This window comes from Streptomyces sp. NPDC045022, assembly GCF_056432605.1.
In genome coordinates this window covers 459477-485710 of the sequence record NZ_JBWKIR010000002.1, presented here as the reverse complement: position 1 = coordinate 485710, position 26234 = coordinate 459477, and the positions used below count along the sequence as shown (strand labels likewise).

Annotated in this window: 27 protein-coding genes and 1 pseudogene; 20 read left to right on the top strand and 8 right to left on the bottom strand. The window is 70.6% G+C overall.

Translation table 11 applies throughout. The features are described 5' to 3' along the window. Window positions 1-35: 35 nt before the first annotated feature. The 3 genes from sepH to AC07C1_RS05435 all read right to left on the bottom strand — a co-directional run bounded on the left by sepH (window position 36) and on the right by AC07C1_RS05435 (window position 4059). Window positions 36-1076: a septation protein SepH gene (gene sepH / locus AC07C1_RS05445; RefSeq protein ID WP_478937053.1), complete on the bottom strand. Its 1041-nt coding sequence runs from the start codon at window positions 1074-1076 to the stop codon at window positions 36-38. Between the two features lie 465 nt (window positions 1077-1541). Then, window positions 1542-2861 carry a D-arabinono-1,4-lactone oxidase gene (locus AC07C1_RS05440; protein ID WP_478937051.1) on the bottom strand — a complete coding sequence of 440 codons (1320 nt, stop codon included), beginning with the start codon at window positions 2859-2861 and terminating at the stop codon, window positions 1542-1544. Further along, complete coding sequence (locus AC07C1_RS05435; protein WP_478937049.1) at window positions 2821-4059, bottom strand: MFS transporter; 1239 nt, start codon at window positions 4057-4059, stop codon at window positions 2821-2823. The genes AC07C1_RS05440 and AC07C1_RS05435 overlap by 41 nt, the downstream gene beginning before the upstream one ends. Before the next feature lie 170 nt (window positions 4060-4229). On the opposite strand from AC07C1_RS05435, the gene AC07C1_RS05430 reads away from it, so the two are divergent. Together AC07C1_RS05430 and AC07C1_RS05425 are read left to right on the top strand one after the other, a co-directional pair. Beyond that, window positions 4230-5357, top strand: coding sequence for a ferrochelatase (locus AC07C1_RS05430; RefSeq protein WP_478937048.1), 1128 nt, complete (start codon window positions 4230-4232; stop codon window positions 5355-5357). An 8-nt stretch (window positions 5358-5365) separates the two neighbouring features. Further along, window positions 5366-6181: an inositol monophosphatase family protein gene (locus tag AC07C1_RS05425; protein WP_478937047.1), complete on the top strand. Its 816-nt coding sequence runs from the start codon at window positions 5366-5368 to the stop codon at window positions 6179-6181. A gap of 91 nt (window positions 6182-6272) precedes the next feature. Here AC07C1_RS05425 and AC07C1_RS05420 read toward each other — a convergent pair whose 3' ends face one another. Then, the gene (locus AC07C1_RS05420; RefSeq protein WP_173456694.1) at window positions 6273-6446 is read right to left on the bottom strand and encodes a hypothetical protein; all 174 of its coding nucleotides are present in this window, start codon (window positions 6444-6446) and stop codon (window positions 6273-6275) included. Between the two features lie 413 nt (window positions 6447-6859). On the opposite strand from AC07C1_RS05420, the gene AC07C1_RS05415 reads away from it, so the two are divergent. The 5 genes and pseudogenes from AC07C1_RS05415 to AC07C1_RS05395 form a co-directional block, all read left to right on the top strand. Continuing rightward, the gene (locus AC07C1_RS05415; protein WP_003993508.1) at window positions 6860-7513 is read left to right on the top strand and encodes a response regulator transcription factor; all 654 of its coding nucleotides are present in this window, start codon (window positions 6860-6862) and stop codon (window positions 7511-7513) included. A 6-nt stretch (window positions 7514-7519) separates the two neighbouring features. Beyond that, complete coding sequence (locus tag AC07C1_RS05410) at window positions 7520-8767, top strand: sensor histidine kinase (protein WP_478937046.1); 1248 nt, start codon at window positions 7520-7522, stop codon at window positions 8765-8767. Between the two features lie 393 nt (window positions 8768-9160). Next, on the top strand, window positions 9161-9457 hold the full coding sequence (locus AC07C1_RS05405) for a DUF4193 domain-containing protein (RefSeq protein ID WP_003997302.1): 297 nt from the start codon (window positions 9161-9163) through the stop codon (window positions 9455-9457). Window positions 9458-9470: 13 nt separating this feature from the next. After that, window positions 9471-10388, top strand: a complete 918-nt coding sequence (locus tag AC07C1_RS05400; RefSeq protein ID WP_478937045.1) for a hypothetical protein — start codon at window positions 9471-9473, stop codon at window positions 10386-10388. A gap of 24 nt (window positions 10389-10412) precedes the next feature. Beyond that, window positions 10413-10763: pseudogene (locus AC07C1_RS05395) on the top strand (transposase); the annotation flags it as partial. Here AC07C1_RS05395 and AC07C1_RS05390 read toward each other — a convergent pair. Next, a complete protein-coding gene (locus tag AC07C1_RS05390) occupies window positions 10760-11224 on the bottom strand; it encodes a DUF3093 domain-containing protein (protein ID WP_478937044.1) in 465 nt (154 codons plus the stop codon). The pseudogene AC07C1_RS05395 and the gene AC07C1_RS05390 overlap by 4 nt on opposite strands. 58 nt (window positions 11225-11282) lie before the next feature. On the opposite strand from AC07C1_RS05390, the gene AC07C1_RS05385 reads away from it, so the two are divergent. From AC07C1_RS05385 to AC07C1_RS05350, 8 genes are all read left to right on the top strand, one after another. Further along, window positions 11283-11867 carry a PaaI family thioesterase gene (locus tag AC07C1_RS05385; protein ID WP_478937043.1) on the top strand — a complete coding sequence of 195 codons (585 nt, stop codon included), beginning with the start codon at window positions 11283-11285 and terminating at the stop codon, window positions 11865-11867. Continuing rightward, the gene (gene dut / locus AC07C1_RS05380; RefSeq protein WP_478937042.1) at window positions 11864-12424 is read left to right on the top strand and encodes a dUTP diphosphatase; all 561 of its coding nucleotides are present in this window, start codon (window positions 11864-11866) and stop codon (window positions 12422-12424) included. Before AC07C1_RS05385 ends, dut begins: the two co-directional genes overlap by 4 nt. Before the next feature lies 1 nt (window position 12425). Next, window positions 12426-13190 carry a DUF3710 domain-containing protein gene (locus tag AC07C1_RS05375; protein ID WP_478937041.1) on the top strand — a complete coding sequence of 255 codons (765 nt, stop codon included), beginning with the start codon at window positions 12426-12428 and terminating at the stop codon, window positions 13188-13190. Between the two features lie 297 nt (window positions 13191-13487). Beyond that, window positions 13488-14180, top strand: a complete 693-nt coding sequence (locus AC07C1_RS05370) for an ABC transporter ATP-binding protein (RefSeq protein ID WP_478937040.1) — start codon at window positions 13488-13490, stop codon at window positions 14178-14180. Between the two features lie 209 nt (window positions 14181-14389). Further along, complete coding sequence (locus tag AC07C1_RS05365; RefSeq protein ID WP_478937039.1) at window positions 14390-16948, top strand: ATP-binding protein; 2559 nt, start codon at window positions 14390-14392, stop codon at window positions 16946-16948. Beyond that, a complete protein-coding gene (locus AC07C1_RS05360) occupies window positions 16942-17661 on the top strand; it encodes a response regulator (protein ID WP_478937038.1) in 720 nt (239 codons plus the stop codon). Before AC07C1_RS05365 ends, AC07C1_RS05360 begins: the two co-directional genes overlap by 7 nt. Window positions 17662-17739: 78 nt before the next feature. Then, window positions 17740-18138, top strand: coding sequence for an OB-fold nucleic acid binding domain-containing protein (locus AC07C1_RS05355; RefSeq protein WP_093474051.1), 399 nt, complete (start codon window positions 17740-17742; stop codon window positions 18136-18138). Between the two features lie 3 nt (window positions 18139-18141). Beyond that, on the top strand, window positions 18142-18903 hold the full coding sequence (locus tag AC07C1_RS05350) for a DUF3159 domain-containing protein (RefSeq protein WP_478937037.1): 762 nt from the start codon (window positions 18142-18144) through the stop codon (window positions 18901-18903). A 117-nt stretch (window positions 18904-19020) separates the two neighbouring features. Here AC07C1_RS05350 and AC07C1_RS05345 read toward each other — a convergent pair whose 3' ends face one another. From AC07C1_RS05345 to AC07C1_RS05335, 3 genes are all read right to left on the bottom strand, one after another. Next, entirely contained in the window at window positions 19021-19692 is a 672-nt protein-coding gene (locus AC07C1_RS05345) for a potassium channel family protein (protein WP_478937036.1), read from the bottom strand. Further along, a complete protein-coding gene (locus AC07C1_RS05340) occupies window positions 19692-20363 on the bottom strand; it encodes a potassium channel family protein (RefSeq protein WP_478937035.1) in 672 nt (223 codons plus the stop codon). The genes AC07C1_RS05345 and AC07C1_RS05340 overlap by 1 nt, the downstream gene beginning before the upstream one ends. A 113-nt stretch (window positions 20364-20476) precedes the next feature. After that, window positions 20477-20611, bottom strand: a complete 135-nt coding sequence (locus AC07C1_RS05335; RefSeq protein WP_478937241.1) for a hypothetical protein — start codon at window positions 20609-20611, stop codon at window positions 20477-20479. Window positions 20612-20772: 161 nt separating this feature from the next. On the opposite strand from AC07C1_RS05335, the gene AC07C1_RS05330 reads away from it, so the two are divergent. The 5 genes from AC07C1_RS05330 (at window position 20773) to AC07C1_RS05310 (ending at window position 26173) form a co-directional block, all read left to right on the top strand. Beyond that, window positions 20773-22824 carry an APC family permease gene (locus AC07C1_RS05330; RefSeq protein ID WP_478937034.1) on the top strand — a complete coding sequence of 684 codons (2052 nt, stop codon included), beginning with the start codon at window positions 20773-20775 and terminating at the stop codon, window positions 22822-22824. 124 nt (window positions 22825-22948) lie between these two features. Next, window positions 22949-24277 carry a class I SAM-dependent RNA methyltransferase gene (locus AC07C1_RS05325; protein ID WP_478937033.1) on the top strand — a complete coding sequence of 443 codons (1329 nt, stop codon included), beginning with the start codon at window positions 22949-22951 and terminating at the stop codon, window positions 24275-24277. A 270-nt stretch (window positions 24278-24547) separates the two neighbouring features. Then, the gene (locus AC07C1_RS05320; RefSeq protein WP_478937032.1) at window positions 24548-24742 is read left to right on the top strand and encodes a ribbon-helix-helix protein, CopG family; all 195 of its coding nucleotides are present in this window, start codon (window positions 24548-24550) and stop codon (window positions 24740-24742) included. Beyond that, window positions 24739-25131: a type II toxin-antitoxin system death-on-curing family toxin gene (locus tag AC07C1_RS05315; protein ID WP_478937031.1), complete on the top strand. Its 393-nt coding sequence runs from the start codon at window positions 24739-24741 to the stop codon at window positions 25129-25131. Before AC07C1_RS05320 ends, AC07C1_RS05315 begins: the two co-directional genes overlap by 4 nt. Window positions 25132-26032: 901 nt before the next feature. Next, complete coding sequence (locus AC07C1_RS05310; RefSeq protein ID WP_478937030.1) at window positions 26033-26173, top strand: hypothetical protein; 141 nt, start codon at window positions 26033-26035, stop codon at window positions 26171-26173. Window positions 26174-26234 lie beyond the last annotated feature (61 nt).

Below are 26234 nucleotides of genomic sequence, written 5' to 3'. Positions count from 1 at the left end.
ACGCGTCCCCCCTCCTCCCTGCGTCCTGCGGCCGGTTACTCCTGCTTCTTGCGGCGCGTGCCGAACACGATCTCGTCCCAGCTCGGCACGGCGGCGCGGCGGCCGGGGCGGACGCCGTCGGCCTCGGCCTGCCGGTCGGTGGACCCGATGAGCCGGTCGCGGTGACTGCCGACCGAGCGGGGCATGAGGACGTCGGCGTAGGCCGAACCGGCGGAGGCGGCGGGTGCCGGGGGTTCCTCCGCGGCGGGCTCCTCGGCGGGTTCCTCCGGGGTTTCCGACGGGCGATCCGGGACCACCAGGTCGCCCCGGAAACTCGGCACGGCCTCCAGCAGGCTGGTCAGCGAGTCCCGTTCGCCCGCGCTCTCCTCGTCGGGCTCGGACCCCATCGCGGGCAGGCCGGGCCGCTCCCGGTCGCCCCGGTCGAGGGCGCGGTCCATCGAACGCTCGCGCGGCAGCCGGGCGATGCGCGGGACGAACGGGAAGCTCGGCTCGGGCACGGCGAGGTCGTCGGACTCGCCGATCAGCGAGCGCGCCTCCTCGTCCACGGCCTGTACGAGCCGCCGGGGCGGGTCGTACGTCCAGCTCGCCGAGTGCGGTTCGCCCGCGACCAGGTAGACGAGGAGCACCTCCCAGGTGCCGTCGTCGCGGCGCCAGGAGTCCCACTGCACGGTGTCCTTCTCGGCGCCGCGCAGCAGCAACCGCTCCTGGACGGCCTCGCCGAGCAGCGGGCCGGAGTTCTCGCCGGGCCGGCGGACCGGGGTCTTGCGGGCGCGCTCGGCCATGAAGGCACGCTCGGCCAGCACGGGACCCTCGAAGCGCCGCACCCGGTCGACGGGGATGCCCGCGAGCTGCGCGACCTCTTCCGCCGTGGCACCGGCGCGTATACGGGCCTGGATGTCACGGGGCCGGAGATGGCTCTCGACCTCGATCTCGATCTGGCCGAGACGGGGCCGGTCGCCGCGCACGGCGGCACGCAGCCGTTCGTCGATCGGGAGTGTGTACTCCGTGGAGTCGGCAGCTTTCAGCACCAGTCGTGTGCCGTCATTCGAGACGGCCACGACACGCAGTTCGGGCATGGGGACCTCCCGGGTGGTGCCTGCCGACGTCACGTGCGTCGCTGCTTCCGCTAGTCGAGTGTGGCCTGCCCGGGTGCAGCCTGCCACAACCTTGCCGAGTTGCCCGGCGTGTCGGGCACGGGCCCTGGACCGCCGTTATGGCACGGTTACCTGTTCGCAACGCTAAGTGACCAACTCCGTCACCCTGTGCAACTAGCCCCCCTCCCGGCGGTCCTGCAAGGCCGCGGACACCCTGGTGGGAGACCGGACCCAGGGCTCGCAACAGTACTCCATTCGGACCACGTGCGTGGATTGGCGCGCCGCCCAACTTCTGGCGAGGGATGGGACTTGGCCGTCCGCAACCGGTTTTGCTGATCACGAACGTGGCGAAATTCACGCAATCCCCCGAAACGGAACCAATGGTTTCGCCCGTGCGGCGACCCGAGCGCGTCCCCGGCCCCCATGTCCAGCGGGTCGCCGCGACGCCTACGCCCCCAGAACCCTCCGCAAGTAGTCGTTCTGGAACAGCCGTTCCGGGTCGAGACGGTCCCGCAGTGCCGTGAACTCGCCGAAGCGCGGGTAGACCCGGTCGAAGTACTCGGCGTCCCGGGTGTGGACCTTGCCCCAGTGCGGCCGGCCCTCGTGTGCGGTGAAGATGCGCTCGGCGGCGGTGAAGTAGGCCTGGTACGGCGTGCCCCGGAACATGTGCACGGCTATGTAGGCGCTGTCCCGGCCGGAGGCCGTGGACAGGGTGATGTCGTCGGCCGGGGCGGTGCGCACCTCCACCGGGAAGCTGACGCGCAGGCCCGAGCGGTCGACCATGGCCTTCAGCTCGCGCAGCGTCTCCACCAGGGCCGCGCGCGGGACGGCGTACTCCATCTCCACGAAGCGCACCCGGCGCGGCGAGGTGAAGACCTTGTAGGGGATGTCCGTGTACGTCCGCGCGGACAGGGCCCTGCTGGAGATCCGGGCGATCGCCGGAATGGTGGCGGGGGCCGCGCGGCCGGCCCACTGGGCCACCTGGAAGACGCCGTTGGAGAGGAACTCGTCCTCGAACCAGCCGGCCAGTTGTCCCACCGGCTGCTCGGGGCCCGCGCTGCGGTTGTTGCGCTTGGTGTTGGTGCTGCCGGTGTGCGGGAACCAGTAGAACTCGAAGTGCTCGTTCTCGGCCCACAGTTGATCGAACTCGGCGAGGACACGGTCGAAGGGCATCGGTTCCTCGCGCGCGGTGAGCAGGAACAGGGGCTCCACGGCGAAGGTGATCGCGGTGACGATGCCGAGGGCGCCGAGGCCGGTCCGGGCGGCCGAGAAGACCTCGGGGTTCTCCTTCTCGGAGCAGGCGAGCACCGAACCGTCGGCCGTGACGAGTTCGAGTCCCTTGATCTGGGCGGCGATGGAGCCGGACTCGCGGCCCGTGCCGTGCGTTCCGGTGCTGGTGGCCCCGGAGACGGTCTGCTCCATGATGTCGCCCATATTGGTGAGCGACAGACCCTCGCGCGCGAGGGCCGTGTTGAGTCTCTTGAGCGGGGTGCCCGCCTCGACGGTGACGGTCATGGACTCGCGGTCGATCTCGCGGATGCCGGTCAGCAGTTGAGGCCGGATCAACACGCCGTCGGTCGCGGCGATCGACGTGAAGGAATGGCCGGTACCGACCGCCTTCACCTTCAGGCCGTCCTCCCGTGCCCGGCGTACCGCCGCGGCCAGCTCCTCGACCGAGGCCGGCGCGACCTGCCGGGCGGGCCGGGCGGAGACGTTGCCGCCCCAGTTACGCCAGGTGCCGTTCTTCCCGCTCGCCGTGCTGCTCAACGCTGCCTCCCCGACCCGCGGCCGGCCTGCGCAGCCGGCGGTACCCGAGGAAACCGACCGCGACCGCGACGGCCCCGGAAACCGCCGGGACCCCGTACCCGGCACGCGCCCCGGCTGCGTCGATCACCCAGCCGGCCGCGGAGGAGCCGAGCGCGATGCCGACCGCGAGGCCGGTGCTCACCCAGGTCATGCCCTCGGTCAGCTGCGCGCGAGGTACGTGCTCTTCGATCAGGGACATCGTCGTGATCATCGTCGGTGCGATGGACAACCCCGCAACGAACAGCGCCACGGCCAGAAGCGGCAGGTTTCCGACCAGTAGGAGTGGGATCATACTCACGGCCATCGCCGCCACGCCCAGCAACCAGCGACGTTCCGGCGCCCCGGCGAACCGCAGCAGCCCGAAGACGACCCCGGCCACACAGGAACCGGCCGCGTACAGGGCGAGGACCACGCTCGCGGCGCCCTTGTGGCCCTGCTCGTCGGCGAAGGCGACGGTGACCACGTCGACCGAGCCGAAGATCGTTCCCGTGGCCACGAACGTGGCCACCAGCACCTGGAGCCCGGCCGCGCGCAGGGCGCTGCCGCCGCCGTGCCGCTCGCGCGGGTGCGGCTCCGGCTCGGTGGCGCGCTGGGCGGTGAGCCAGAAGACGCCGGCCGCCAGGAAGCAGGCGGCCAGCAGCGGCCCCGCCTCCGGGAACCAGGCCGTGGACAGCCCGATGGAGATGATCGGGCCGAAGATGAAGCAGACCTCGTCGACGACCGACTCGAACGAGTACGCGGTGTGCAGCTTCTCCGTGCCCCGGTACAGCGCCGCCCAGCGGGCCCTGATCATCGCCCCCAGGCTCGGCACCGCGCCGATCCCGGCGGCGCACACGAACAGCACCCAGTCCGGCCACCGGAAGTGCGCGGTGACCAGCAGCCCGGCGGCCGCGGTGAGGGCGACCAGGGTCGCGGGGCGCAGCACCCGGCGCTGCCCGTGCTGGTCCACCAGGCGGGAGATCCGCGGCCCGATCGCCGCCGCGGACAGTGCGATGGTGGCCGACAGGGCGCCCGCGAGCCCGTACCGCCCGGTGAGCTGGGAGACCATCGTGACCACGCCGATGCCCATCATCGACAGCGGCATCCGGCCGACGAACCCCGCGGCGGAGAAGGCCGTGGTGCCGGGCTCGGCGAACAGGGCTCTGTAGGGGCTGGGCACGTGGTCTCCGGGGCGGTCGGTAAGGCGCGAATGCGGCGGATACAGCTTACGAGTTAGGGCACCCTAATTGCACCCGGTGCGACGAAGGGAAAACCATCCCGAACCCCCGGGAACCCGACTCTTCGGCCCGCTGTTTCCCGGCTGTCGGTGCCGGGTGGCAGGATCAAGACATGCCAGACGCGCTCGATGCCACCCCCTACGACGCCCTGCTCCTGCTCTCCTTCGGCGGCCCCGAGGGCCCCGACGACGTGGTCCCGTTCCTGGAGAACGTCACGCGCGGGCGAGGCATCCCGAAGGAACGCCTGAAGGAAGTCGGGCAGCACTACTTCCTGTTCGGCGGGGTCAGCCCCATCAACGACCAGAACCGCGCCCTGCTGGACGCCCTGCGCAAGGACTTCGCCGGGCACGGCCTCGACCTGCCGGTCTACTGGGGCAACCGCAACTGGGCGCCGTACCTGACGGACACCCTGCGCGAGATGGTCGCCGACGGCCGCCGCCGCATCCTGGTGCTCGCCACCAGCGCCTACGCCTCCTACTCGGGCTGCCGCCAGTACCGCGAGAACCTCGCCGACGCGCTGGCCGCCCTGGAGGCCGAGGGCCTGGAGCTGCCGGGGATCGACAAGCTGCGGCACTACTTCAACCACCCCGGCTTCGTCGAACCCATGATCGACGGCGTGCTGCGCTCGCTCGATGACCTCCCCGACAGCGTCCGCGACGGCGCCCACATCGCCTTCACCACCCACTCCATCCCGACCGCCGCCGCCGACACCTCCGGCCCGGTCGAGACCCACGGCGACGGCGGCGCCTACGTACGCCAGCACCTGGACGTGGCCCGGCAGATCGCCGACGCCGTCCGTGAGCGCACCGGCGTCGACCACCCCTGGCGGCTCGTGTACCAGTCCCGCTCGGGCGCCCCGCAGATCCCCTGGCTGGAGCCGGACATCTGCGACCACCTCGAGGAGCGGCAGGCCGCCGGTGCCCCGGCCGTCGTCATGGCCCCCATCGGCTTCGTCTCCGACCACATGGAGGTCCTCTACGACCTCGACACCGAGGCCACCGCCAAGGCCGCGGAGCTGGGTCTGCCGGTGCGCCGCTCGGCCACCGTGGGCGCCGACCCGCGGTTCGCCGCCGCCGTCCGCGAGCTGATCGTGGAGCGTGCCGCCGTGGAGCGCGGGCAGCGGGTCACCCCCTGCGCCCTGGGCGCCCTCGGCCCGAGCCACCACCTCTGCCCGGCCGGCTGCTGCCCGGCCCGTACGCCCCGTCCCGCGGCCGCGGGCGCCGACAGCCCCTACGCGTGAGGAGACCCGTGACCGACGCCCTGCACCGGGACCTGCTCGACCTGGCCCAGGCGGCCGCCCACCGCGCCGGCGAGCTGCTGCGGGACGGCCGTCCGGCCGACCTGGCCGTGGCCAGGACCAAGTCCAGCCCGATCGACGTCGTCACCGAGATGGACATCGCGGCGGAGAAGCTGATCACCGACCTGATCTCCGACCGGCGTCCCGACGACGGCTTCCTCGGCGAGGAGGGCGCCTCCGCCGAGGGCACGAGCGGTGTCCGCTGGGTGATCGACCCGCTCGACGGCACCGTCAACTACCTGTACGGGCTGCCTACCTGGGCGGTGTCCATCGCGGCCGAACAGGACGGCGAGACCGTCGCCGGGGTCGTCGTGGTGCCGATGCGCGGCGAGACGTACCACGCCGTGCGCGGCGGTGGCGCGTGGGCCACGGGTGCGTGGGAGGGCGAGCGGGCGCTCACCTGCCGCCCCGCGCCCCCGCTGGACCAGGCACTGGTCTCCACCGGCTTCAACTACGTCGCCGAGGTCCGCGCCCATCAGGCCGAGGTGGCCGGCCGGCTCATCCCGCTGTTCCGGGACATCCGGCGCAGCGGCTCCGCGGCAGTCGACCTGTGCGACGTGGCCTGCGGCCGGCTCGACGGGTACTACGAGCGCGGGCTCAACGCGTGGGACTTCGCCGCGGGTGACCTCATCGCCCGGGAGGCGGGCGCGCTGACCGGTGGACGGCCGGGAGAGCGCCCGTCGCGGGAGCTGACCGTGGCCGCCACGCCGGGCGTCTTCGAGCCCCTTCAGCGACTGCTGGAGGACTCCGGAGCCTGGCACGACTGACCGGGGGGCGCGGGGCCGAAAAGCTGTCGGCTGACGCAAAGGGACCCCGGCGCTGGATTCGCCGGGGTCCCTTCTTGCGCTTTCGTGCCGATCAGACGCGTGACGCGCCGACCTCCACACCGTGTTCGGCGGCAAGGCGTCGCAGGTCGTCGAGCTCTGCCTGCTCCACCTCGGCGAGGAAGTCGTCGCCCTCGTCACGAGCCCGCGAAAGGTCGGACTCGGTCGCTTTTATGCGCTGCAGAAGTCCTGCGGTGAAAGCGTCCATGCTGCGCCCCCTCGTCCAGGGTCGTGGGTCGGTGGCACGGGGGTGTGCCGGTTGAGAAGGGGCGATCACGTCTCTCGTAGGTGCCCAGCACTGCCCTGCCGGGCGGCGACGGTGCCGGACACCCACGCCCGCCCTGCGGAAGCGGATCGCGGAGTACCGCATGGTGCTGCGGCACATGCAGAGCGTGATCGCGGGGTGTAAAGCCGTCCTCCCCCCGCTCCCTTCCCCGGAAACCTCAACCCGAGGAGAAAATCTCGCATTCCCGCTCCGCGGCGCTGGTCCTGCGGTCCGGACCCCGCCTTACAGCCGACTTACGGCCGAAAAGGGCAGGATGGAGGTCACACCCCACGAACATCCCCTGCCCGCACGCCCCCGGCGCGCTACGCGGGTGGACCTGAGGAAGGACAAGCGACGTGCGCGTACTCGTCGTCGAGGACGAGCAACTGCTCGCCGATGCGGTGGCCACCGGACTGCGCCGGGAGGCCATGGCCGTCGACGTCGTGTACGACGGTGCGGCCGCCCTGGAGCGCATCGGCGTCAACGACTACGACGTGGTCGTCCTCGACCGCGACCTCCCGCTCGTGCACGGCGACGACGTCTGCCGCAAGATCGTCGAGCTGGGCATGCCCACGCGCGTGCTCATGCTCACCGCCTCCGGCGACGTCAGCGACCGCGTCGAGGGCCTGGAGATCGGCGCCGACGACTATCTGCCCAAGCCGTTCGCGTTCAGCGAGCTGATCGCGCGCGTGCGCGCCCTCGGCCGCCGTACGAGCGTGCCGCTGCCGCCGGTCCTGGAGCGGGCCGGCATCAAGCTCGACCCCAACCGCCGCGAGGTCTTCCGCGACGGCAAGGAGGTCCAGCTCGCCCCCAAGGAGTTCGCTGTCCTGGAGGTGCTGATGCGCAGCGAGGGCGCGGTCGTCTCGGCCGAGCAGCTGCTGGAGAAGGCCTGGGACGAGAACACCGACCCGTTCACCAACGTGGTGCGCGTGACGGTCATGACGCTGCGCCGCAAGCTCGGCGAACCGCCCGTCATCGTCACGGTCCCCGGCTCCGGCTACCGGATCTGACCGGCCGTGGCCGCCACCCCCGCGCCGCCGCAGGCGCCACCGAAGCCCACCTGGGACCCCAGGAGGCCGCAGGCCCCGTTCCCGTGGCTGCGCCCGACCATCCGCATACGGCTCACCCTGCTGTACGGCGGCATGTTCCTGATCGCCGGCATCCTGCTGCTGTCGATCATCTATCTGCTGGCCGCGCAGGCGATCAGCTCCGGCAACCAGCCGCTGTTCAAGATCGTCAGCTTCCAGCAGCTCAAGGTCTCCAGCGACAACTGCCCCGCGATCAACACCACCAGCCTGCCCCTGGCCGACTTCAACGACGCGATCAGCCGGTGTGTGGACCAGCAGCGCCAGGCGGCCCTGGACAACCTGCTCAGCCGTTCACTGCTGGCCCTGCTGGGTCTCGCCGTGATCGCCTTCGCGTTCGGATACGCGATGGCCGGCCGGGTGCTGTCCCCGCTCGGCCGGATCACCCGCACCGCCCGCCAGGTGGCCGGATCCGATCTGTCCCGCCGCATCGAGCTGGACGGCCCGGACGACGAGCTGAAGGAGCTGGCGGACACCTTCGACGACATGCTGGAGCGTCTGCAGCGGGCCTTCACCGCCCAGCAGCGCTTCGTCGGCAACGCCTCCCACGAACTGCGCACCCCGCTCGCGATCAACCGCACGCTGCTGGAAGTGCATCTGTCGGATCCCGGCGCGCCGGTGGAGCTGCAGCAGCTCGGCAAGACGCTCCTGGCCACCAACGAGCGCAGCGAGCAGCTGGTCGAGGGTCTGCTGCTGCTCGCCCGCAGCGACAACCAGATCGTCGAGCGCAAGGCCGTGGACCTGGCCGAGGTCGCCACGCAGGCCATCGACCAGGTGCACGGCGAGGCCGAGGGCAAGGGCGTGAAGATCCGTGGCGAGCGCAGGCCCGCCGTCGTGCGGGGCAACGGCGTGCTGCTGGAGCGGATCGCGCTGAACCTCGTACAGAACGCGGTGCGCTACAACGTGGCCGAGGACGGCTGGGTCGAGGTGCACACTGAGGTACGGCACGGGCAGGCGGTGCTCACCGTGTCGAACACCGGGCCGGTGGTCCCGGCGTACGAGATCGACAACCTCTTCGAGCCGTTCCGCAGGCTCCGTACGGAGCGCACGGGCAGCGACAAGGGTGTGGGGCTCGGCCTTTCCATCGTCCGGTCCGTGGCCCGCGCACACGGCGGCCACATCGTGGCGGAGCCCCGCGAGGGAGGCGGCCTGGTGATGCGTGTCACGCTGCCGCTGTGACCGGAAAACGACACACGGGGGTGAGGTTCGCTTTGCGCGGAATTTCCCGGGCACCGAATGAGGTTCACATTGTGTGATCGATCACATGGGCGGAATCCCGGCCATGTACGCTGAGTGATCATGACAGAAGGTGGAAAGCCGGGAAAGTCCTGGTTTTCAGGGCTCTTGATCACGGGAAGTACACGGGGAGGCGCCTTTGAGGTGCGGCATTCGAACCGTGTACGGTCCTCACCGCCATCCAAGCCGATCACTCTTGAAGGGTCGGGTTGGGTGTCGATTGAGTAACAGACCTTGATGTGAGGCAAAATCTCCGCCTCAGGTCGGGCACAAGTCCGGCCTCTCACGCGTTACGTGCGCTGGAGACACCGCAGACACCCAGAGGGGGAGAGCGATATGGCAACCGATTACGACACTCCACGCAAGACCGACGACGACGTCGACTCGGACAGCCTGGAAGAGCTGAAGGCCCGGCGGAACGACAAGTCCACCTCGTCGGTCGACGTCGACGAGTTCGAGGCCGCAGAGGGCCTCGAACTGCCCGGCGCCGACCTGTCCAACGAGGAGCTGGCCGTCCGTGTCCTGCCGAAGCAGCAGGACGAGTTCACCTGCATGAGCTGCTTCCTGGTGCACCACCGCAGCCAGCTGGCCCGCGAGAAGAACGGCCAGCCGATCTGCCGCGACTGCGACTGAGGACGGGTCGGCCGTGGCTGGCTCGACCCCTCCGCGGAAGCGCCGCTTCTCCGTCCGGAAAGCGGACCAAGGGCCGTCCGGCGGCCCGCACGGCGCGCGTGACGACGAGCGGGGCTCAACGACCGATACAGGAGCCTCGCTCGAACCGGCGACGGACCGGGCAGACCTCCCGGCGCCGGCGCACCATCCCGCGCCCGTCGCGAAGCGACGGGCCGCGGTGATGCGTGAGAGAGCCCGGGACATGGCCCGGGAAGGGGCCCGGAGGGGCGGCAGCCGCGCTCGCGCGGGGCTGGCGTACCTCGCGGACCGGATCATCGAGATCGCCCCGCGCATCCCCGTACGCGACCTCGAGACCCTGCGCCGGCAGTTCCCGGGGCTCGGGCCCGAAGATCTCGCCGACAAGCTGGTGGCCGGGGCGGCGGCCGGCACCTCGACGATCGGGGCCGGGATCGGGGCGGCGGCGATGCTGCCGGTGCCGCCGGCCATGCCGACGGAGCTGGCCGCGGAGATCACCGGGGTCGCCGCGATCGAGCTGAAGCTCATCGCCGAACTGCACGAGGTCTACGGCGCACGGCCGCCGGGAAACCTCAAGATCCGCAGCACCGCGTATCTGTCCTCCTGGTCGGGGGAGCGCGGCATCGACGTGATGAAGCCGGCCACGTACGACACGGCCCTCGGCGGCCGCATGAAACGCGAACTGCGTCAGCAGATCATGAAGCGGATGGTCCGCGACCTGCCCAACCTGATGCCGTTCATGGTGGGAGCCGCGGTCGGGGCGGTCATGAACCGCCGGGACACCAGGAGACTCGCGGCGCGTATCCGCGCCGACCTGCGCAAGCTCCAGGTGCCGTGGGACGAGCTGCCCGAGCTGCCACCCCTGGAGAAGCCGGCGAAGCCGCTGAGGATGCGCGACCTCCCCGAAGAGCTCTAGTGACCTGAGTCGGAGATTCGTCGCGACAAGGAGGTCCCCGCTGACCTCGATGTCCACCTCATCCTGGACAACTACGTCACTCACAAGACACCCGCCATCAAGAAGTGGCTGCTGGCACACCCGCGTTTCCACCTGCACTTCAGGCCGACGAGTTCGTCCTGGCTGAACCTGGTGGAGCGGTGGTTCGCCGGGCTCACGCAGAAGAAGCTCAAGCGAGGCGTCCACCGCTCCGTCCAAGCCCTGGAACGGGACATCCGCAGCTGGCTCGCCGACTGGAACGAACACCCCAGACCGTTCATCTGGACGAAGACCGCAGACGAGATCCTCGACAAAGTCGCCGCCTACTGCCGACGAATCTCCGACTCAGGTCACTAGGCGTTCGCCTTCCGGGCCGCCTCGATCGCCGCGGCCAGCTTCTCCGGCTCCCGCGTCGACAGGTACAGGTAGGGCGTCGGGTCCTCGGGGTCGGTGACCTCCACGCGCAGCGCCGTGGGGATGTAAGCCCGCAGCAGCAGGAAGGCGCGGGTGTCGGCCTTGTACGTCCGCCAGGCGCGGGCCTCCTCGGCGTCCAGGATCTCCGACCCCCCCAGCGCCGACACCGGGATCTTCGCCTCGCCCGCGATCAGGGAGTCACCCACGACACGGATGCGCGGGGAGCCGTAGGCGCTGGCCACCACCGCCGCCGCGGCCGTACCGCCGACCAGGCCGCCGAGCAGCGGCAGGGTGCCGAACGGGAGCAGGATCAGGGCGAAGGAGACACCCACGAGGAAGCTGATCAGCCACCACGAGCGGGGGGCGGTGAGGCGTTCTTCGTAGGGGGTGGCGGCAAGCTGCATGGGGCCAAGCTTGGCACGGGATCCGCACTTGGCCGACGCGCGGGTAAGGTCTGCGCCTGTGAGTGGTAGTTCCGCAGCTCTTCAGCCTCCCGCCGACGCGGTGAAACCGGTACGGCACCCCGACGCGCCCGCGCCCGGAGAACTCCTCGGTGCGCACTACGAACACTGTTTCGGTTGTGGTCCCGGGCAGTCGCACGGACTGCACCTGGCGGCCCGGGCCGGTGCGGGCGTCTCGCTGACCGCCGAGTTCACCGTCCAGCCCGCCCACCAGGGCGCCCCCGGCCTCGCGCACGGCGGAGTGCTGGCCACGGCCCTGGACGAGACCCTCGGCTCGCTGAACTGGCTGCTGCGGACCATCGCCGTCACCGGCCGGCTGGAGACCGACTTCGTGCGGCCCGTGCCCGTGGGCACCACGCTGTACCTGGAGGCCGAGATCACCGCCGTCGCCGGGCGGAAGATCTACTCCACCGCCACCGGGCGCATCGGCGGTCCCCACGGGCCCGTCGCCGTCCGCGCCGACGCCCTCTTCATCGAGGTCAAGGTGGACCACTTCATCGACCACGGCCGCAGGGAGGAGATCCAGGCCGCCATGGACGACCCGGACCAGATCCGGCGTGCCCGCGCCTTCGAGGTGAACCCGTGAGCCATGAGCCCCGTCAGGAACTCGCCGTGCAGATCCGGCGCGTGGATCCGGACGTACCGCTTCCGGCGTATGAGCACCCGGGGGACGCCGGCGCCGATCTGCGCACCACCGAGGCCTGTGAACTGAAGCCCGGTGAGCGGGCCGTGCTCCCCACGGGTGTGTCGATCGCCCTTCCGGAGGGGTACGCGGCCTTCGTGCACCCGCGTTCCGGCCTCGCCGCCCGCTGCGGCGTGGCCCTCGTGAATGCCCCAGGGACGGTTGACGCCGGGTACCGTGGGGAGATCAAGGTGATCGTGGTGAATCTCGACCCGCGCGAGTCGGTGCGGTTCGAGCGCTTCGACCGGATTGCCCAACTGGTCGTCCAGCAGGTCGAGAGGGTCCGCTTCCAGGAGGTGGCGGAACTTCCCGGCTCGGCGCGGGCCGAAGGGGGCTTCGGGTCCACCGGTGGCCATGCCGCGGTGGGCGACGAGAGCGGCACAAGCGGTCAGGCCGCCATGGGCGGTCCCACGGGTGGGAATCGATACGCTTCGGTCGTATCCGACCGGGAAGGACAGTGACGTGTTCGGACGTCGCAACAAGAAGGGTGCCGCCGAGGACGCGGCCGGCGAGGCCGAGCAGGTCGTCGACAGCGTCGACACCGAGGCGGACGAGGAATTGGAGGCCGAGCGCGGGCGCGTCCGGCTGGAGCCCGGGCCCCGGCCCGACGGGCCGTGGGACAGCAGCGAGGTGCGCGACCCGGGCGAGGGCCGCGTGGACCTCGGCGGGCTGTTCATCCCGGGCGTCGACGGCATGGAGCTGCGGGTCGAGGTCGCGGGTGACGCGATCGTCGCCGCGACCGTCGTACTGCGCGACAGCGCCATCCAGCTCCAGGCGTTCGCCGCGCCCAAACGCGAGGGCATCTGGGGGGAGGTCCGCGAGGAGATCGGGGGCGGCATCACCCAGCAGGGTGGCATCGTCGACGAGGTCGAGGGTCCGCTGGGCTGGGAACTGCGCGCCCAGGTGCCGGTCCAGCTGCCGGACGGCACCGGTGGCTTCCAGGTCGTGCGGTTCGTCGGCGTGGACGGCCCGCGCTGGTTCCTGCGCGGTGTGATCTCGGGCCAGGGGGCGGTGCAGCCGCAGGCCGCCGGTCTGCTGGAGCAGATCTTCCGTGACACGGTCGTGGTCCGCGGCGAGGGCCCGATGGCGCCCCGCGACCCGATCGTCCTCAAGCTGCCCAACGACGCCCAGATGGTTCCCGAGGGCGTCCAGCAGGAGGAGGGCTCGCGCTTCTCCGGCGGCATGGGCCAGCTGCAGCGCGGACCGGAGATCACCGAGGTCCGCTGACACCGGGAAGACGCAGGGCCGCACCCCTCGGGTGCGGCCCTTTCGCACGCGTGACCCCGTGACGGCCGAATGATCACGACGGCGAGCAGTTCCGCACCCGGGCCGCCGCCTGCGTCCACCGGTGCACGTGGACGTCGGCGAACGCCTGCGGCAGGCGCTCGGCGGCCGGCGGCAACAGCCTCTTGGTCGCCCCGGGAGACCCTCACCCACCGCGACAACCCGAACCGAACCGTTGAACGGCCGGGCGCCCCACGGCGATACTGGCGCCCGGTCCACGGGGACGACGGGGGAGGCGGCATGAGCCGGGTGCTCACCGAGACCATGGTGCGCGTCGAGGACGTCCACAAGTCGTACGGGCGGGGCGCCGCCGCCGTACACGCCCTTCGCGGGGTGTCTCTCGAGGTGCCGCGCGGCGAACTCGTCGCCCTCAAAGGCCGTTCCGGCTCCGGCAAGACCACGCTGCTGAACATCGTCGGCGGACTCGACACGCCCGACCAGGGGCGGGTCGAGGTCGACGGGCGGCAGCTGGGGGAGCTGGGCGAGAACGAGCTGCTGCGGCTGCGCCGCGACCGGATCGGGTTCGTCTTCCAGTCCTTCGGGCTCATTCCGATCCTCACCGCGGCCGAGAACGTGGGCGTCCCGCTGCGGCTGCGCCGCGCCGAGCCGCGCGAGCGGGAGGAGCGCGTCGAGCTGTTGCTCTCCCTCGTCGGGCTGGCCGGCCACGCGACCCAGCGGCCCGGCGAGCTGTCCGGCGGCCAGCAGCAACGGGTCGCCATCGCCCGAGCCCTCGCCAACCGCCCGGCCCTGCTGATCGCCGACGAACCGACCGGGCAGCTCGACGCCGAGACCGGGCACGCCGTCATGGAGCTGCTGCGGGCCGTCGTCCACAGCGAGCAGGCCACCGCCCTGGTCGCCACCCATGACGCGACCCTGCTGGACCTCGCCGACCGGGTGCTGGAGCTGCGCGACGGCGAGATCACCGAGCACTGAACCGGGTCGGCTCGGCAAGGCGCACGCCGAGGCGCACGTCCGCGCCGGTGCTCGACAGGCTCGTCGAAGGGCTCGTCCCGGCTCGTCAGGGTGCTCGTCAGGGTTGCGTCAAAGTTGCCCGGCCGCCCGCACCGCTGTCCCGCTCGCCGTGATCGGTGGCCGTAAGGTCGACGCTGCGTAGGCGGCAGTCACCGGAAGACAATGAGGTCATGGCACGCGGCAAGCTTCGGATCTACCTCGGTGCGGCACCGGGCGTGGGCAAGACCTACGCCATGCTCGCCGAGGCGCACCGCCGTATCGAGCGGGGCACCGACTGCGTCGTCGCGTTCGTCGCGCACCACGGCCGGCCGCGCACCGAGGTGATGCTGCACGGTCTGGAACAGGTGCCGCGCAGACAGCTGGAGTACCGGGGCGCCTCCGTCGGCGAGATGGACGTCGAGGCGGTGCTGCGCCGGGCCCCCGCCGTCGCCCTCGTGGACGAACTCGCCCACACCAACGTCCCCGGCTCCCGCAACGCCAAGCGCTGGCAGGATGTGGCGGAGCTGCTCGCCGCCGGGATCGACGTGATCTCGACCGTCAACATCCAGCACCTGGAATCACTCGGCGACGTCGTGGAGTCGATCACCGGGGTGCGGCAGCGCGACACGGTGCCCGACGAGGTGGTCCGGCGGGCCGGCGAGATCGAGCTGGTCGACATGTCCCCGCAGGCCCTGCGCCGCCGCATGGCACACGGCAACATCCACCAGCCGGACAAGGTCGACGCGGCCCTGTCCAACTACTTCCGCCCCGGCAACCTCACCGCCCTGCGGGAGCTGGCGCTGCTGTGGGTGGCCGACCGGGCCGACGAGTACCTGACCGAGTACCGCAGTGAACACCGGGTCTCCCGGATCTGGGGCTCCCGCGAACGGATCGTCGTCGGGCTGACCGGCGGGCCCGAGGGGCGCACGCTCATCCGCCGTGCCGCCCGGCTCGCCGAGAAGGGTGCCGGGGGTGAGGTCCTCGCCGTCTACATAGCCCGCAGCGACGGACTGACCTCGGCCTCCCCGAAGGAGCTGGCCGTCCAGCGCACCCTCGCGGAGGACCTGGGCGGCACCTTCCACCACGTGGTCGGCGACGACATACCGACCGCCCTGCTCGACTTCGCGCGCGGCGTCAACGCCACCCAGATCGTGCTGGGCTCCTCGCGCCGCAAGGCCTGGCAGTACGTCTTCGGACCCGGTGTCGGCGCCACGGTCGCCCGGGAGTCCGGGCCCGACCTCGACGTCCACATCGTCACCCACGAGGAGGTCGCCAAGGGCCGCGGACTGCCCGTGGCCCGCGGCGCACGGCTCGGGCGGGCCCGGATCATCTGGGGCTGGGCGGTGGGTCTGACCGGCCCCGCGGTCCTCGCGGTGCTGCTGAACACCGTCGGTCTCGGTCTCGCCAACGACATGCTGCTGTTCCTGGCCGTCACGGTCGCGGCGGCCCTGCTCGGCGGCCTGCTGCCCGCCCTGGCCTCGGCGGCCTTCGGCTCGCTGCTGCTGAACTACTTCTACACCCCGCCCCTGCACCGGCTGACCATCGCCGACCCCAGGAACATCGTCGCCATCGCGATCTTCTTCGGCGTCGGCATGTCGGTCGCCTCGGTGGTGGACCTCGCGGCCCGGCGCACCCACCAGGCCGCCCGGTTGCGCGCCGAGTCCGAGATCCTCTCCTTCCTCGCCGGCAACGTGCTGCGCGGCGAGACCAGCCTGGAGGAGCTGCTGGAGCGCGTCCGCGAGACGTTCGCCATGGACTCGGCCGCCCTGCTGGAGCGGGCGAGCGACGTCGACCCGTGGACGTGCGCCGGCCGCGCCGGGGACGGGTTCCCGCTCGAGCGCCCCGAGGACGCCGACGTGGACATGCCCGTCGGCGACCACATGGCCCTCGCGCTCACCGGCCGGGTCCTGCCCGCCGAGGACCGCCGGGTGCTCGCCGCCTTCGCCGCCCAGGCAGCCGTCGTCCTCGACCGCAGGCGCTTGCGGGAAGAGGCCGACCAGGCCCGCGCGCTCGCCGAGGGCAACCGCACCCGCACCGCCCTGCTGGCCGCGGTCAGCCACGACCTGCGCACCCCGCTCGCCGGGATCAAGGCCGCGGTCTCCTCCCTCCGCTCCGACGACGTGGCCTGGTCCGAGGAGGACCAGGCGGAACTGCTGCAGGGCATCGAGGAGGGTGCCGACCGCCTCGACCACCTCGTGGGCAACCTCCTCGACATGTCCCGCCTGCACACCGGCACCGTCACCCCGCTCATCCGCGAGATCGACGTGGACGAGGTCGTACCGATGGCGCTCGGGGGCGTACCCGAGGACAGCGTCGAACTGGACGTGCCCGAGACCCTGCCGATGGTCGCCGTCGACCCGGGGCTGCTGGAGCGGTCGGTGGCCAACCTGGTGGAGAACGCCGTCAAGTACAGCCCGCGCGGGCAGCGCGTCCTGGTCTCCGCCAGCGCCATGGCCGGCCGGGTCGAGGTGCGTGTGGTGGACCGCGGACCGGGCGTGCCGGACGAGGCCAAGGACCGCATCTTCGAACCGTTCCAGCGGTACGGTGACGCTCCGCGCGGTGCGGGGGTCGGACTCGGCCTCGCGGTCGCCCGGGGCTTCGCCGAGGCCATGGGCGGCGCCCTCAACGCCGAGGACACGCCGGGCGGCGGGCTCACCATGGTGCTCAGCCTGCGCGCGGCAGGATCGCGTCCCGAGTCTCTCCGGGCACCGGAGAACCCCGCAGAACCAGAAAGGCAGACCCTATGCTGAGCCCGAATGGGGGGACCCCCCGAACCCCCACGAGGGTGCTCGTGGTCGACGACGAGCCGCAGATCGTGCGCGCCCTCGTGATCAACCTCAAGGCGCGCAAGTACGAGGTCGACGCGGCCCCCGACGGCAGGACCGCCCTCGAGCTGGCCGCCTCCCGCCACCCCGACGTGGTGGTCCTCGACCTCGGCCTGCCGGACATGGACGGCGTCGAGGTGATCCGGGGGCTGCGCGGCCGGACCCGCGTCCCCATCCTGGTCCTCTCCGCCCGCCACTCCTCCGACGAGAAGGTGGAGGCGCTGGACGCCGGCGCCGACGACTACGTCACCAAGCCCTTCGGCATGGACGAGCTGCTCGCCCGGCTGCGGGCCGCCGTACGCCGGGCCGAGCCGGCCGGCCCGGGTGCGGACGACCTGACGACCCTCGAGACGGAGGGTTTCACCGTCGACCTCGCCGCCAAGAAGGTCGACCGTGGCGGCAGGGACGTCCGGCTCACCCCCACCGAGTGGCACCTGCTGGAGGTGCTGGTCCGCAACACCGGCCGCCTGGTCGGACAGAAACAGCTGCTGCAGGAGGTGTGGGGGCCGTCGTACGGGACCGAGACCAACTACCTGCGCGTCTACATGGCCCAGCTGCGCCGGAAACTGGAGGCGGATCCCTCGCACCCCAAGCACTTCATCACGGAGCCGGGGATGGGATACCGGTTCGAGAAGTGAGCCGGCGCGTCGGGCGCCACCGGTTCGGGAGGTGAGCTGGTTTACGGTCCTGTCGGTGCCCCCCGGTAGGCTTCAGACATGAGTGCTGTTCCTCGATCCGAAAAGCCGGCCGGCCGGTTCCGGCGCATGCTCGACCGGCTCTCCTCGTCGCAGGAGGACCTGGAGTCCGAGGAGCTGCGTGAGGACGCCGAGACGGCGGGCTGTACGAAGATCGGCGACTGCCGGGACCGGCAGATCGTCACCGTAACTGGTACCTTGCGCACGGTCACCCTGCGCCCACGCGCCGGAGTCCCGGCCCTGGAGGCCGAGCTGTTCGACGGCTCGGCCGCGCTGGACGTGGTGTGGCTCGGCAGGCGCTCCATCGTGGGCATAGAACCGGGGCGCAAGCTGATCGCCTCGGGCCGGATCTCGATGAGCCGGGGCCGCCGCGTGCTGTTCAACCCGAAATACGAACTGCGACCCCTTGGACGGGAGTAGCCGGTGACGTCCCTCGACAAGCCGACCGAAGGAACCGACCAGAGCCCGTCCGACGATGCCCGCGCGGTGACCGAGGCCGCGCTGTTCGAGGCGTTCGGCGGTGTCCGCGGCATGGTCGAGACGGTCGTGCCGGGCCTGCTCTTCGTCACGATCTTCACGATCGACAAGAACCTGCACGTGTCGGCGATCGCCGCGCTGGCCGTCTCCCTGGTCCTGGTCGTGGTCCGGCTGGCCCGGAAGGACACCGTCAAGCACGCCTTCAGCGGTGTGTTCGGCGTGGCCTTCGGTGTCGTGTTCGCGATGTTCACGGGCAACGCCAAGGACTTCTACCTCCCCGGCATGCTCTACACGCTGGGCCTGGCGCTGGCGTACATCGTCACGACCCTCGCCGGGGTGCCCCTGATCGGCCTCATCCTCGGCCCGGTCTTCAAGGAGAACCTCTCCTGGCGCACCCGCAACCCCGGCCGCAAGAAGGCGTACGCGAAGGCCAGTTGGGCCTGGGGCCTGATCCTGCTCGCCAAGTGCGCGATCCTCTTCCCGCTGTACTGGTGGGCCGACACCGCCCAGCTCGGCTGGGTCCTGGTCGCCCTGAAGATCCCGCCGTTCCTGCTGGCGGTGTGGCTCACCTGGGTCTTCCTCGCCAAGGCCCCGGCACCCATCGACGTCTTCGCGGAGATGGAGGCCGAGGAGAAGGCCGAGCAGGAGCGCCAGGCCGCGCCGGCCGCCGAGAGCGGCGAGTCGACGGGCGGACGGCACCGCCGGTAGGCGTGAGCGGCGAGTCGACGGGCGGACGGCACCGCCGGTAGGCGTGAGCGGGTCCTACGACGTGAAGGGCGCCCTTGACATCAAGGGCGCCCTTCACCGTCGTACCGCCGGGAGGCGTCAGGCCTCTTCCCGCCGCACCGACAGCAGCTCCTCCAGCTGCTCCTCCCGGGCCTGCGCGGCCACGAAGAGCAGCTCGTCGCCCGCCTCCAGGGAGTCCTCCTTGGAGGGGGTCAGCACGCGGGTGCCGCGGATGATCGTGACCAGCGAGGTGTCCTGCGGCCACTCGACGTCACCGACCTGGGTGCCGGCCAGGGCCGACTCCTCGGGCAGGGTCAGCTCGACGAGGTTGGCGTCGCCGTGGCTGAAGCGCAGCAGCCGGACCAGGTCGCCGACGCTCACCGCCTCCTCGACCAGGGCGGACATCAGGCGCGGCGTGGAGACGGCCACGTCCACGCCCCAGGCCTCGGTGAACAGCCACTCGTTCTTGGGGTTGTTCACCCGGGCGACGACGCGCGGGACGCCGTACTCCGTCTTGGCGAGCAGCGAGACGACCAGGTTGACCTTGTCGTCGCCGGTCGCGGCGATCACGACGTTGCAGCGCTGGAGCGCCGCCTCGTCCAGGGACGTGATCTCGCAGGCGTCGGCCAGCAGCCACTCCGCCTGGGGCACCCGCTCCACCGAGATGGCGGTCGGGGCCTTGTCGATGAGCAGGACCTCGTGGCCGTTCTCCAGCAGCTCGCCCGCGATCGAGCGGCCGACGGCGCCGGCACCGGCAATGGCGACCCTCATCAGTGACCGCCCTCCTCTTCCGGGCCCCCGGCGAACGCCGCCTCGACCTTCTCGACGTCGTCCGACCGCATCATCACGTGCACGAGGTCGCCCTCCTGGAGCACCGTCTGCGAGGTGGGCAGGATCGCCTCGCCCAGGCGGGTCAGGAACGCCACCCGGACGCCCGTCTCCTCCTGCATCTTGCTGATCTTGTGCCCGACCCACTTCGACGAGGCGTGCACCTCGGCGAGCTGGACGCCGCCGGTGGGGTCGCGCCACAGCGGCTCGGCGCCCGAGGGAAGCAGGCGGCGCAGCATCTGGTCGGCGGTCCAGCGGACCGTGGCCACGGTGGGGATGCCCAGGCGCTGGTAGACCTCGGCGCGGCGGGGGTCGTAGATGCGGGCGGCCACGTTCTCCACACCGAACATCTCGCGGGCCACGCGCGCGGAGATGATGTTGGAGTTGTCACCGCTGGAGACGGCGGCGAACGCGCCGGCCTCCTCGATGCCCGCCTCGCGCAGGGTGTCCTGGTCGAAGCCGACCCCGGTGACCCGGCGGCCCCCGAATCCCGGGCCCAGCCGGCGGAAGGCGGTGGGGTCCTGGTCGATCACGGCGACCGTGTGTCCCTGTTGCTCCAGGGTCTGGGCAAGAGCGGAACCCACTCTTCCGCAGCCCATGATGACGATGTGCACGACCGTCCTTCCGGTGTCCAAAAGTTACTGCTCAGCATCAGGGTCTCAGACCGACGCCCAAAGCTACACACGGGTGGTTCGGGGCGGGCACCCCCGTGCGGGGGTTTCCGCGATCAGTGGCGCCGCTCCCCGTCGCCGAGCATGGATCGCGCCCACCGGCGAGTGATGCTGCGCACGCTGAACAGAGTCAGGATTCCGAGGCCGACGAGGGCGGCCGTGGCCCCGATCAGCTCAGCGGTCGCGGGCATGGAACCTCCGAGGTGCGATGACAGGCGGGGTTTGCCATCCAGGCACGGAAGGCTCGGCCGCCACGGAATCCGCAGTTCCTGTGAGGTTTGAGTTCACTCCTGGGGCAGATACGGGACGGCGACTGGGCGGCTGCCTGTTCGAAGGCTTACGATCCTCTCTCGTGTCCAAACTGACCGACGTGCCCAAACGGATTCTGATCGGGCGCGCACTGCGCAGTGACCGGTTGGGCGAAACGCTCCTACCGAAGCGCATCGCACTGCCCGTCTTCGCCTCCGACCCGCTGTCCTCCGTCGCCTACGCGCCGGGGGAGGTCCTGCTGGTCCTGTCCATCGCGGGCGTGTCGGCGTACCACTTCAGCCCGTGGATCGCCGTCGCGGTCGTCGTGCTGATGTTCACCGTGGTCGCCTCCTACCGGCAGAACGTGCACGCGTACCCGAGTGGCGGCGGCGACTACGAGGTCGCCAACACCAACCTGGGGCCCAAGGCCGGTCTGACCGTCGCCAGCGCCCTGCTCGTGGACTACGTGCTCACCGTCGCCGTCTCCATCGCCTCCGGCATCGAGAACCTCGGCTCCGCGGTCCCCTTCGTGGTCGAGCACAAGGTGCTCTGCGCGACCACCGTGATCGTCCTGCTGACGCTGATGAACCTGCGCGGCGTGAAGGAGTCGGGCAAGCTCTTCGCGATCCCGACCTACGTCTTCGTCGGCGGCGTCTTCATCATGATCGCGTGGGGGGCGTTCCGGGGCCTGGTCCTCGGCGACACCATGCTCGCCCCGACGGCCGACTACCACATCAAGGCCGAACACCAGGGCCTCGCGGGCTTCGCGCTCGTCTTCCTGCTGCTGCGCGCCTTCTCCTCGGGCTGTGCCGCGCTGACGGGCGTGGAGGCCATCTCCAACGGCGTCCCGGCCTTCCGCAAGCCCAAGTCGAAGAACGCGGCGACGACGCTCGCGATGATGGGCCTGCTGGCCGTCACCATGTTCTGCGGCATCATCGCCCTCGCGATGACGACGAAGGTCCGCATGGCCGAACACCCGGCCACCGACCTGATCCACAACGGCAGCCCGCTCGGCTCCGGCTACGTCCAGAACCCGGTGATCTCCCAGGTCGCCGAGGCGGTCTTCGGCAAGGGCAGCTTCCTGTTCGTCGTGCTCGCCGCGGCCACCGCCCTCGTCCTCTTCCTGGCCGCCAACACCGCGTACAACGGCTTCCCGCTGCTCGGCTCGATCCTCGCCCAGGACCGCTACCTGCCCCGCCAGCTGCACACCCGAGGCGACCGCCTGGCGTTCTCCAACGGCATCGTGCTGCTCGCGGGCGCGGCGGCCCTGCTGGTGGTCATCTACGGCGCCGACTCCACGCGCCTGATCCAGCTGTACATCGTCGGCGTGTTCGTGTCCTTCACGCTCAGCCAGACCGGCATGGTCCGGCACTGGAACCGCCATCTGTCCCTGGAGAAGGACCCGGCCCAGCGCCGCCACATGGTCCGCTCGCGCGCGATCAACGCGTTCGGCGCCTTCTTCACCGGCCTGGTGCTGGTCGTCGTCCTGGTCACCAAGTTCACGCACGGCGCCTGGGTGGCCCTGCTCGGCATGGTCATCTTCTACGCGACCATGACCGCGATCCGGAAGCACTACGACCGCGTCGCCGAGGAGATCGCGGCCCCCGAGGGCCCCGCCGACGACATGGTCCGCCCGTCCCGGGTGCACTCGGTCGTCCTGATCTCCAAGATCCACCGTCCGACGCTGCGTGCCCTGGCGTACGCGAAGCTGATGCGCTCGGACTCCCTGGAGGCGCTGACGGTCAACGTCGACCCGGCCGAGACCAAGGCACTGCGCGAGGAGTGGGAGCGGCGCGGCATCGACGTACCGCTGAAGGTCCTGGACTCGCCGTACCGCGAGATCACCCGCCCGGTGATCGAGTACGTCAAGAGCCTGCGCAAGGAGTCCCCGCGCGACGCGGTCTCCGTGATCATCCCCGAGTACGTGGTCGGACACTGGTACGAGCACCTGCTGCACAACCAGAGCGCCCTGCGTCTGAAGGGCCGCCTGCTGTTCACACCGGGTGTCATGGTGACCTCGGTGCCCTACCAGTTGCAGTCCTCCGAGGCCGCCAAGGTGCGGGCCCGCAGGCGGCAGGACTGGAGCGCGCCGGGTGCGGTCCGCCGTGGACCGGCGGTGGAACGGCCGAAGGAGTCGTCGGCGGCCAAGGACTGAGGCCCGGCGGGGAGGCCGTAGACTGGTGGGCTGTTGTCCGGCCCACCGGTACGGCCGCCCCCGCGCCGAGTGTCTTTGCCGTCCCTTTCCCGAGTCTCTTTCTTCGATCTGGAGTCACCCCACCATGCAGGCAGAACCGACGAAGTCTCTGGTGGGTCAGGAGTACGAGGTCGAGGTCGGCCCCGTCGCCCACGGCGGCCACTGCATCGCCCGTACCTCCGAGGGCCAGGTGCTGTTCGTCCGGCACACGCTGCCCGGCGAGCGGGTGGTGGTCCGGGTGACGGAGGGCGAGGAGGGCGCGCGCTTTCTGCGCGCCGACGCGGTGGAGATCCTCGAGGCATCCAAGGACCGCATCGAGGCTCCCTGCCCGTTCGCCGGCCCCGGTCGCTGCGGCGGCTGCGACTGGCAGCACGCCAAGCCGGGCGCCCAGCGCCGCCTCAAGGGCGAGGTGATCACCGAGCAGCTGCAGCGACTCGCGGGACTCACGCCCGAGGACGTCGGCTGGGACGGCACGGTGATGCCGGCCGAGGGCGACAAGCTGCCGGCCGGTGAGGTGCCGCAGTGGCGTACGCGGGTGCAGTACGCCGTGGACGCCGACGGCAACGCCGGACTGCGCCGCCACCGCTCGCACGAGGTCGAGCCGATCGACCACTGCATGATCGCGGCGCAGGGCGTGAGCGAACTGGGCATCGAGGAGCGCGACTGGTCCGGTATGGCGTCCGTCGACGCCATCGCCGCGACGGGATCGCAGGACCGCATGGTGATCCTGGAGCCCCGGCCCGGGGCCCGGCTGCCCCTGGTCGAGCTGGACCGGCCCGTGTCGGTCATGCGGGTCGGCGAGAAGGACGGCGGCGTCCACCGCGTCCACGGCCGCGCGTTCGTCCGCGAGCGGGCCGACGGCCGCACCTACCGCGTCGGCAGCGGCGGCTTCTGGCAGGTCCACCCGAAGGCGGCGGACACCCTGGTGACGGCGGTCATGCAGGGCCTGCTGCCACGCAAGGGCGACATGGCCCTCGACCTGTACTGCGGCGTGGGCCTCTTCGCCGGCGCCCTGGCCGACCGCCTCGGCGAGCAGGGCGCCGTCCTCGGCATCGAGTCCGGCAAGCGGGCGGTGGAGGACGCGCGGCACAACCTGGCCGGCTTCCCCCGGGTCCGGATCGAGCAGGGCAAGGTCGAGTCGGTCCTGCCGCGCACGGGCATCACGGAGGTCGATCTCATCGTCCTCGACCCGCCCCGCGCCGGCGCCGGCCGCCAGACGGTCGCCCACCTCTCCTCCCTGGGCGCCCGCCGCATCGCCTACGTCGCCTGCGATCCCGCCGCGCTCGCCCGGGACCTGGCGTACTTCCGCGAGGGCGGCTACCGGGTGCGGACGCTTCGGGCGTTCGATCTGTTTCCGATGACGCATCATGTGGAGTGCGTGGCTATCTTGGAGCCAGCTGACAAGGGTGCCTGACCTGCGGTTTTGTGGTTCGGTTGGATCGCTCGACCTGTTTCTCTCCGTACAGCGGTTCGAGCAGACGGATCGATCTTTGTGAGCTCCCTGACCTGCGGATTCGTGAGCGAGGCGCTTGCATCGGCGACGCCTTCAGAGGGTCGTTCGGAGGTTCTTGACGCTCGGATGACGCTCGAAGCGGAAGTCTCTGAAGCGCCTCCGCAGCGGCGGTGCGAGCGGAGAACGCGACCCGACCGCGCCACTTTGATACCGCCCTGGTATCATTCCTGTGTGGCGATGACACTCCGACTCCCCGACGACCTTGACGCGAAGCTCACCGAGCGGGCTCGTCGGGAGGGCCGCAGCAAGCAGGAACTTGCCATTGAGGCCATCCGTGACGCCCAGAACCGGGCCGAGATGAAGGTCGATGACGTCCTGGCCGAGCTCATGGACAGCGATGCGGAGATCCTGGACTACCTGAAGTGACCCAAGTGCGCTACATCCAGATCGACGAGATCCTGGCCATCGCCCGCACGGTCAACGGTACCGAGCACAGTGTGCGTGACATGGGGCTTCTGGTGTCAGCTGTCGAACGACCCCGGACCAACGTGTTCGGGGCCGAGTTGTATCCCACACTGCACGAGAAGGCGGCGGCACTGCTGCACTCCGTCGCCCGCAATCACGCGCTCATCGACGGCAACAAGCGCACCGCCTGGCTCGCCATGCGTGTCTTCCTGCGGTTCAACGGCGTGAGCGCCAGTACCGTCCCGCCGCCCGTCTCCGTTGCCGGCCCGTTCGTCGAGGAAGTCGCACAGGACAACATCGATGTACCGGTTATCGCCAAGCGCCTCACGACCTGGTTCCCCATTTCCTAACGTTCGACGTCGTGCGGTGGAGGACGAAATGAGGCTCCGAAAGCGGCGCTGGCTCCATGCGTTCCGCCGTGCAGACTGATGTTGTCTTGGGATCTGTTCGTTCAGCGGATTGATGCGTATGCCTTCGCGAGAGGAGCAGCGAGTCCGCTCGGCGCGGAAATGGCGTCCCGAGAGTCAGGCAACCGACACCCACCGCGCCCTGCCACATCTCGTCCGACTCCTCCGGATCAAGCGCCTCACCGTTCTGGGCTTCTCCCTCTCCCAGATCGCGGACATGCGTGACAGCCCGGATTCCGCCCCGGACCCGCGTGATCTGGGGGCTCTCGACGCTGAGCTGGCCGCCACTATCGAGCGACTGCAACACGCCCGCGCCGAGGTCGGCGCCCTCATGCGCAGAACGGCCGCGAGCGATCTTCCCCTCCGTCTCGCCTCCGTGGACGAGACAGTAGAGTTCTCAAGGCGAGAAAGGGAAATTCTCCCAACTGCTACAGCGCAAGTGCAAGTTGGTTGGGCGGAACCAATAGGATGGCTCAGGAACCGTTTCTAAGGGCTGGCTGCGGTCAGCGCCGAGAGTAGCTGTACGCGCTCCGAGCGTCCTGACGCCGGTTCCACTTCGACGTGCCGGGAGGCAGGTGGCAGGCGGTGATCGCCAAGTGGGCCTCGGCGGCGAACCGGGCGGAGCGGGTGCAGGCCGCACTCGGCGAGGCAGAACGCGTGCTGCAGCGGCTGGTGGATGCGCGTTCCGGTCGGCTGGGGTGAGCTTGGCTTTGGCACCAGTGGCAGGGGCGACCAGGCGCTCGTGACTGCCGGCCTTGCGGGTTGCCATCGCTCGACAGGTCACAGCACTCCAGCGACCGTAACGCGGCTCCATGGGATCACCACGCCCTCGTAGCCGACCTCTATGGGTGACCATGCCATCCGCCGAGCGCTCACCAACAGCAGCTCCAGCGACACGGGTGTCTTGCGCGGCGCCAGACTCGCCATCCAGCTCTGGCCCCCTGCCGAGCGGGTCGGGCAGGCCCGGCTCATGACGCTCGTTTGACGCTCCGAGGGCCTGGCTGCCCGTCCGAAGTCCCGAGAAATGCGCTCTGACCTTGCACTTT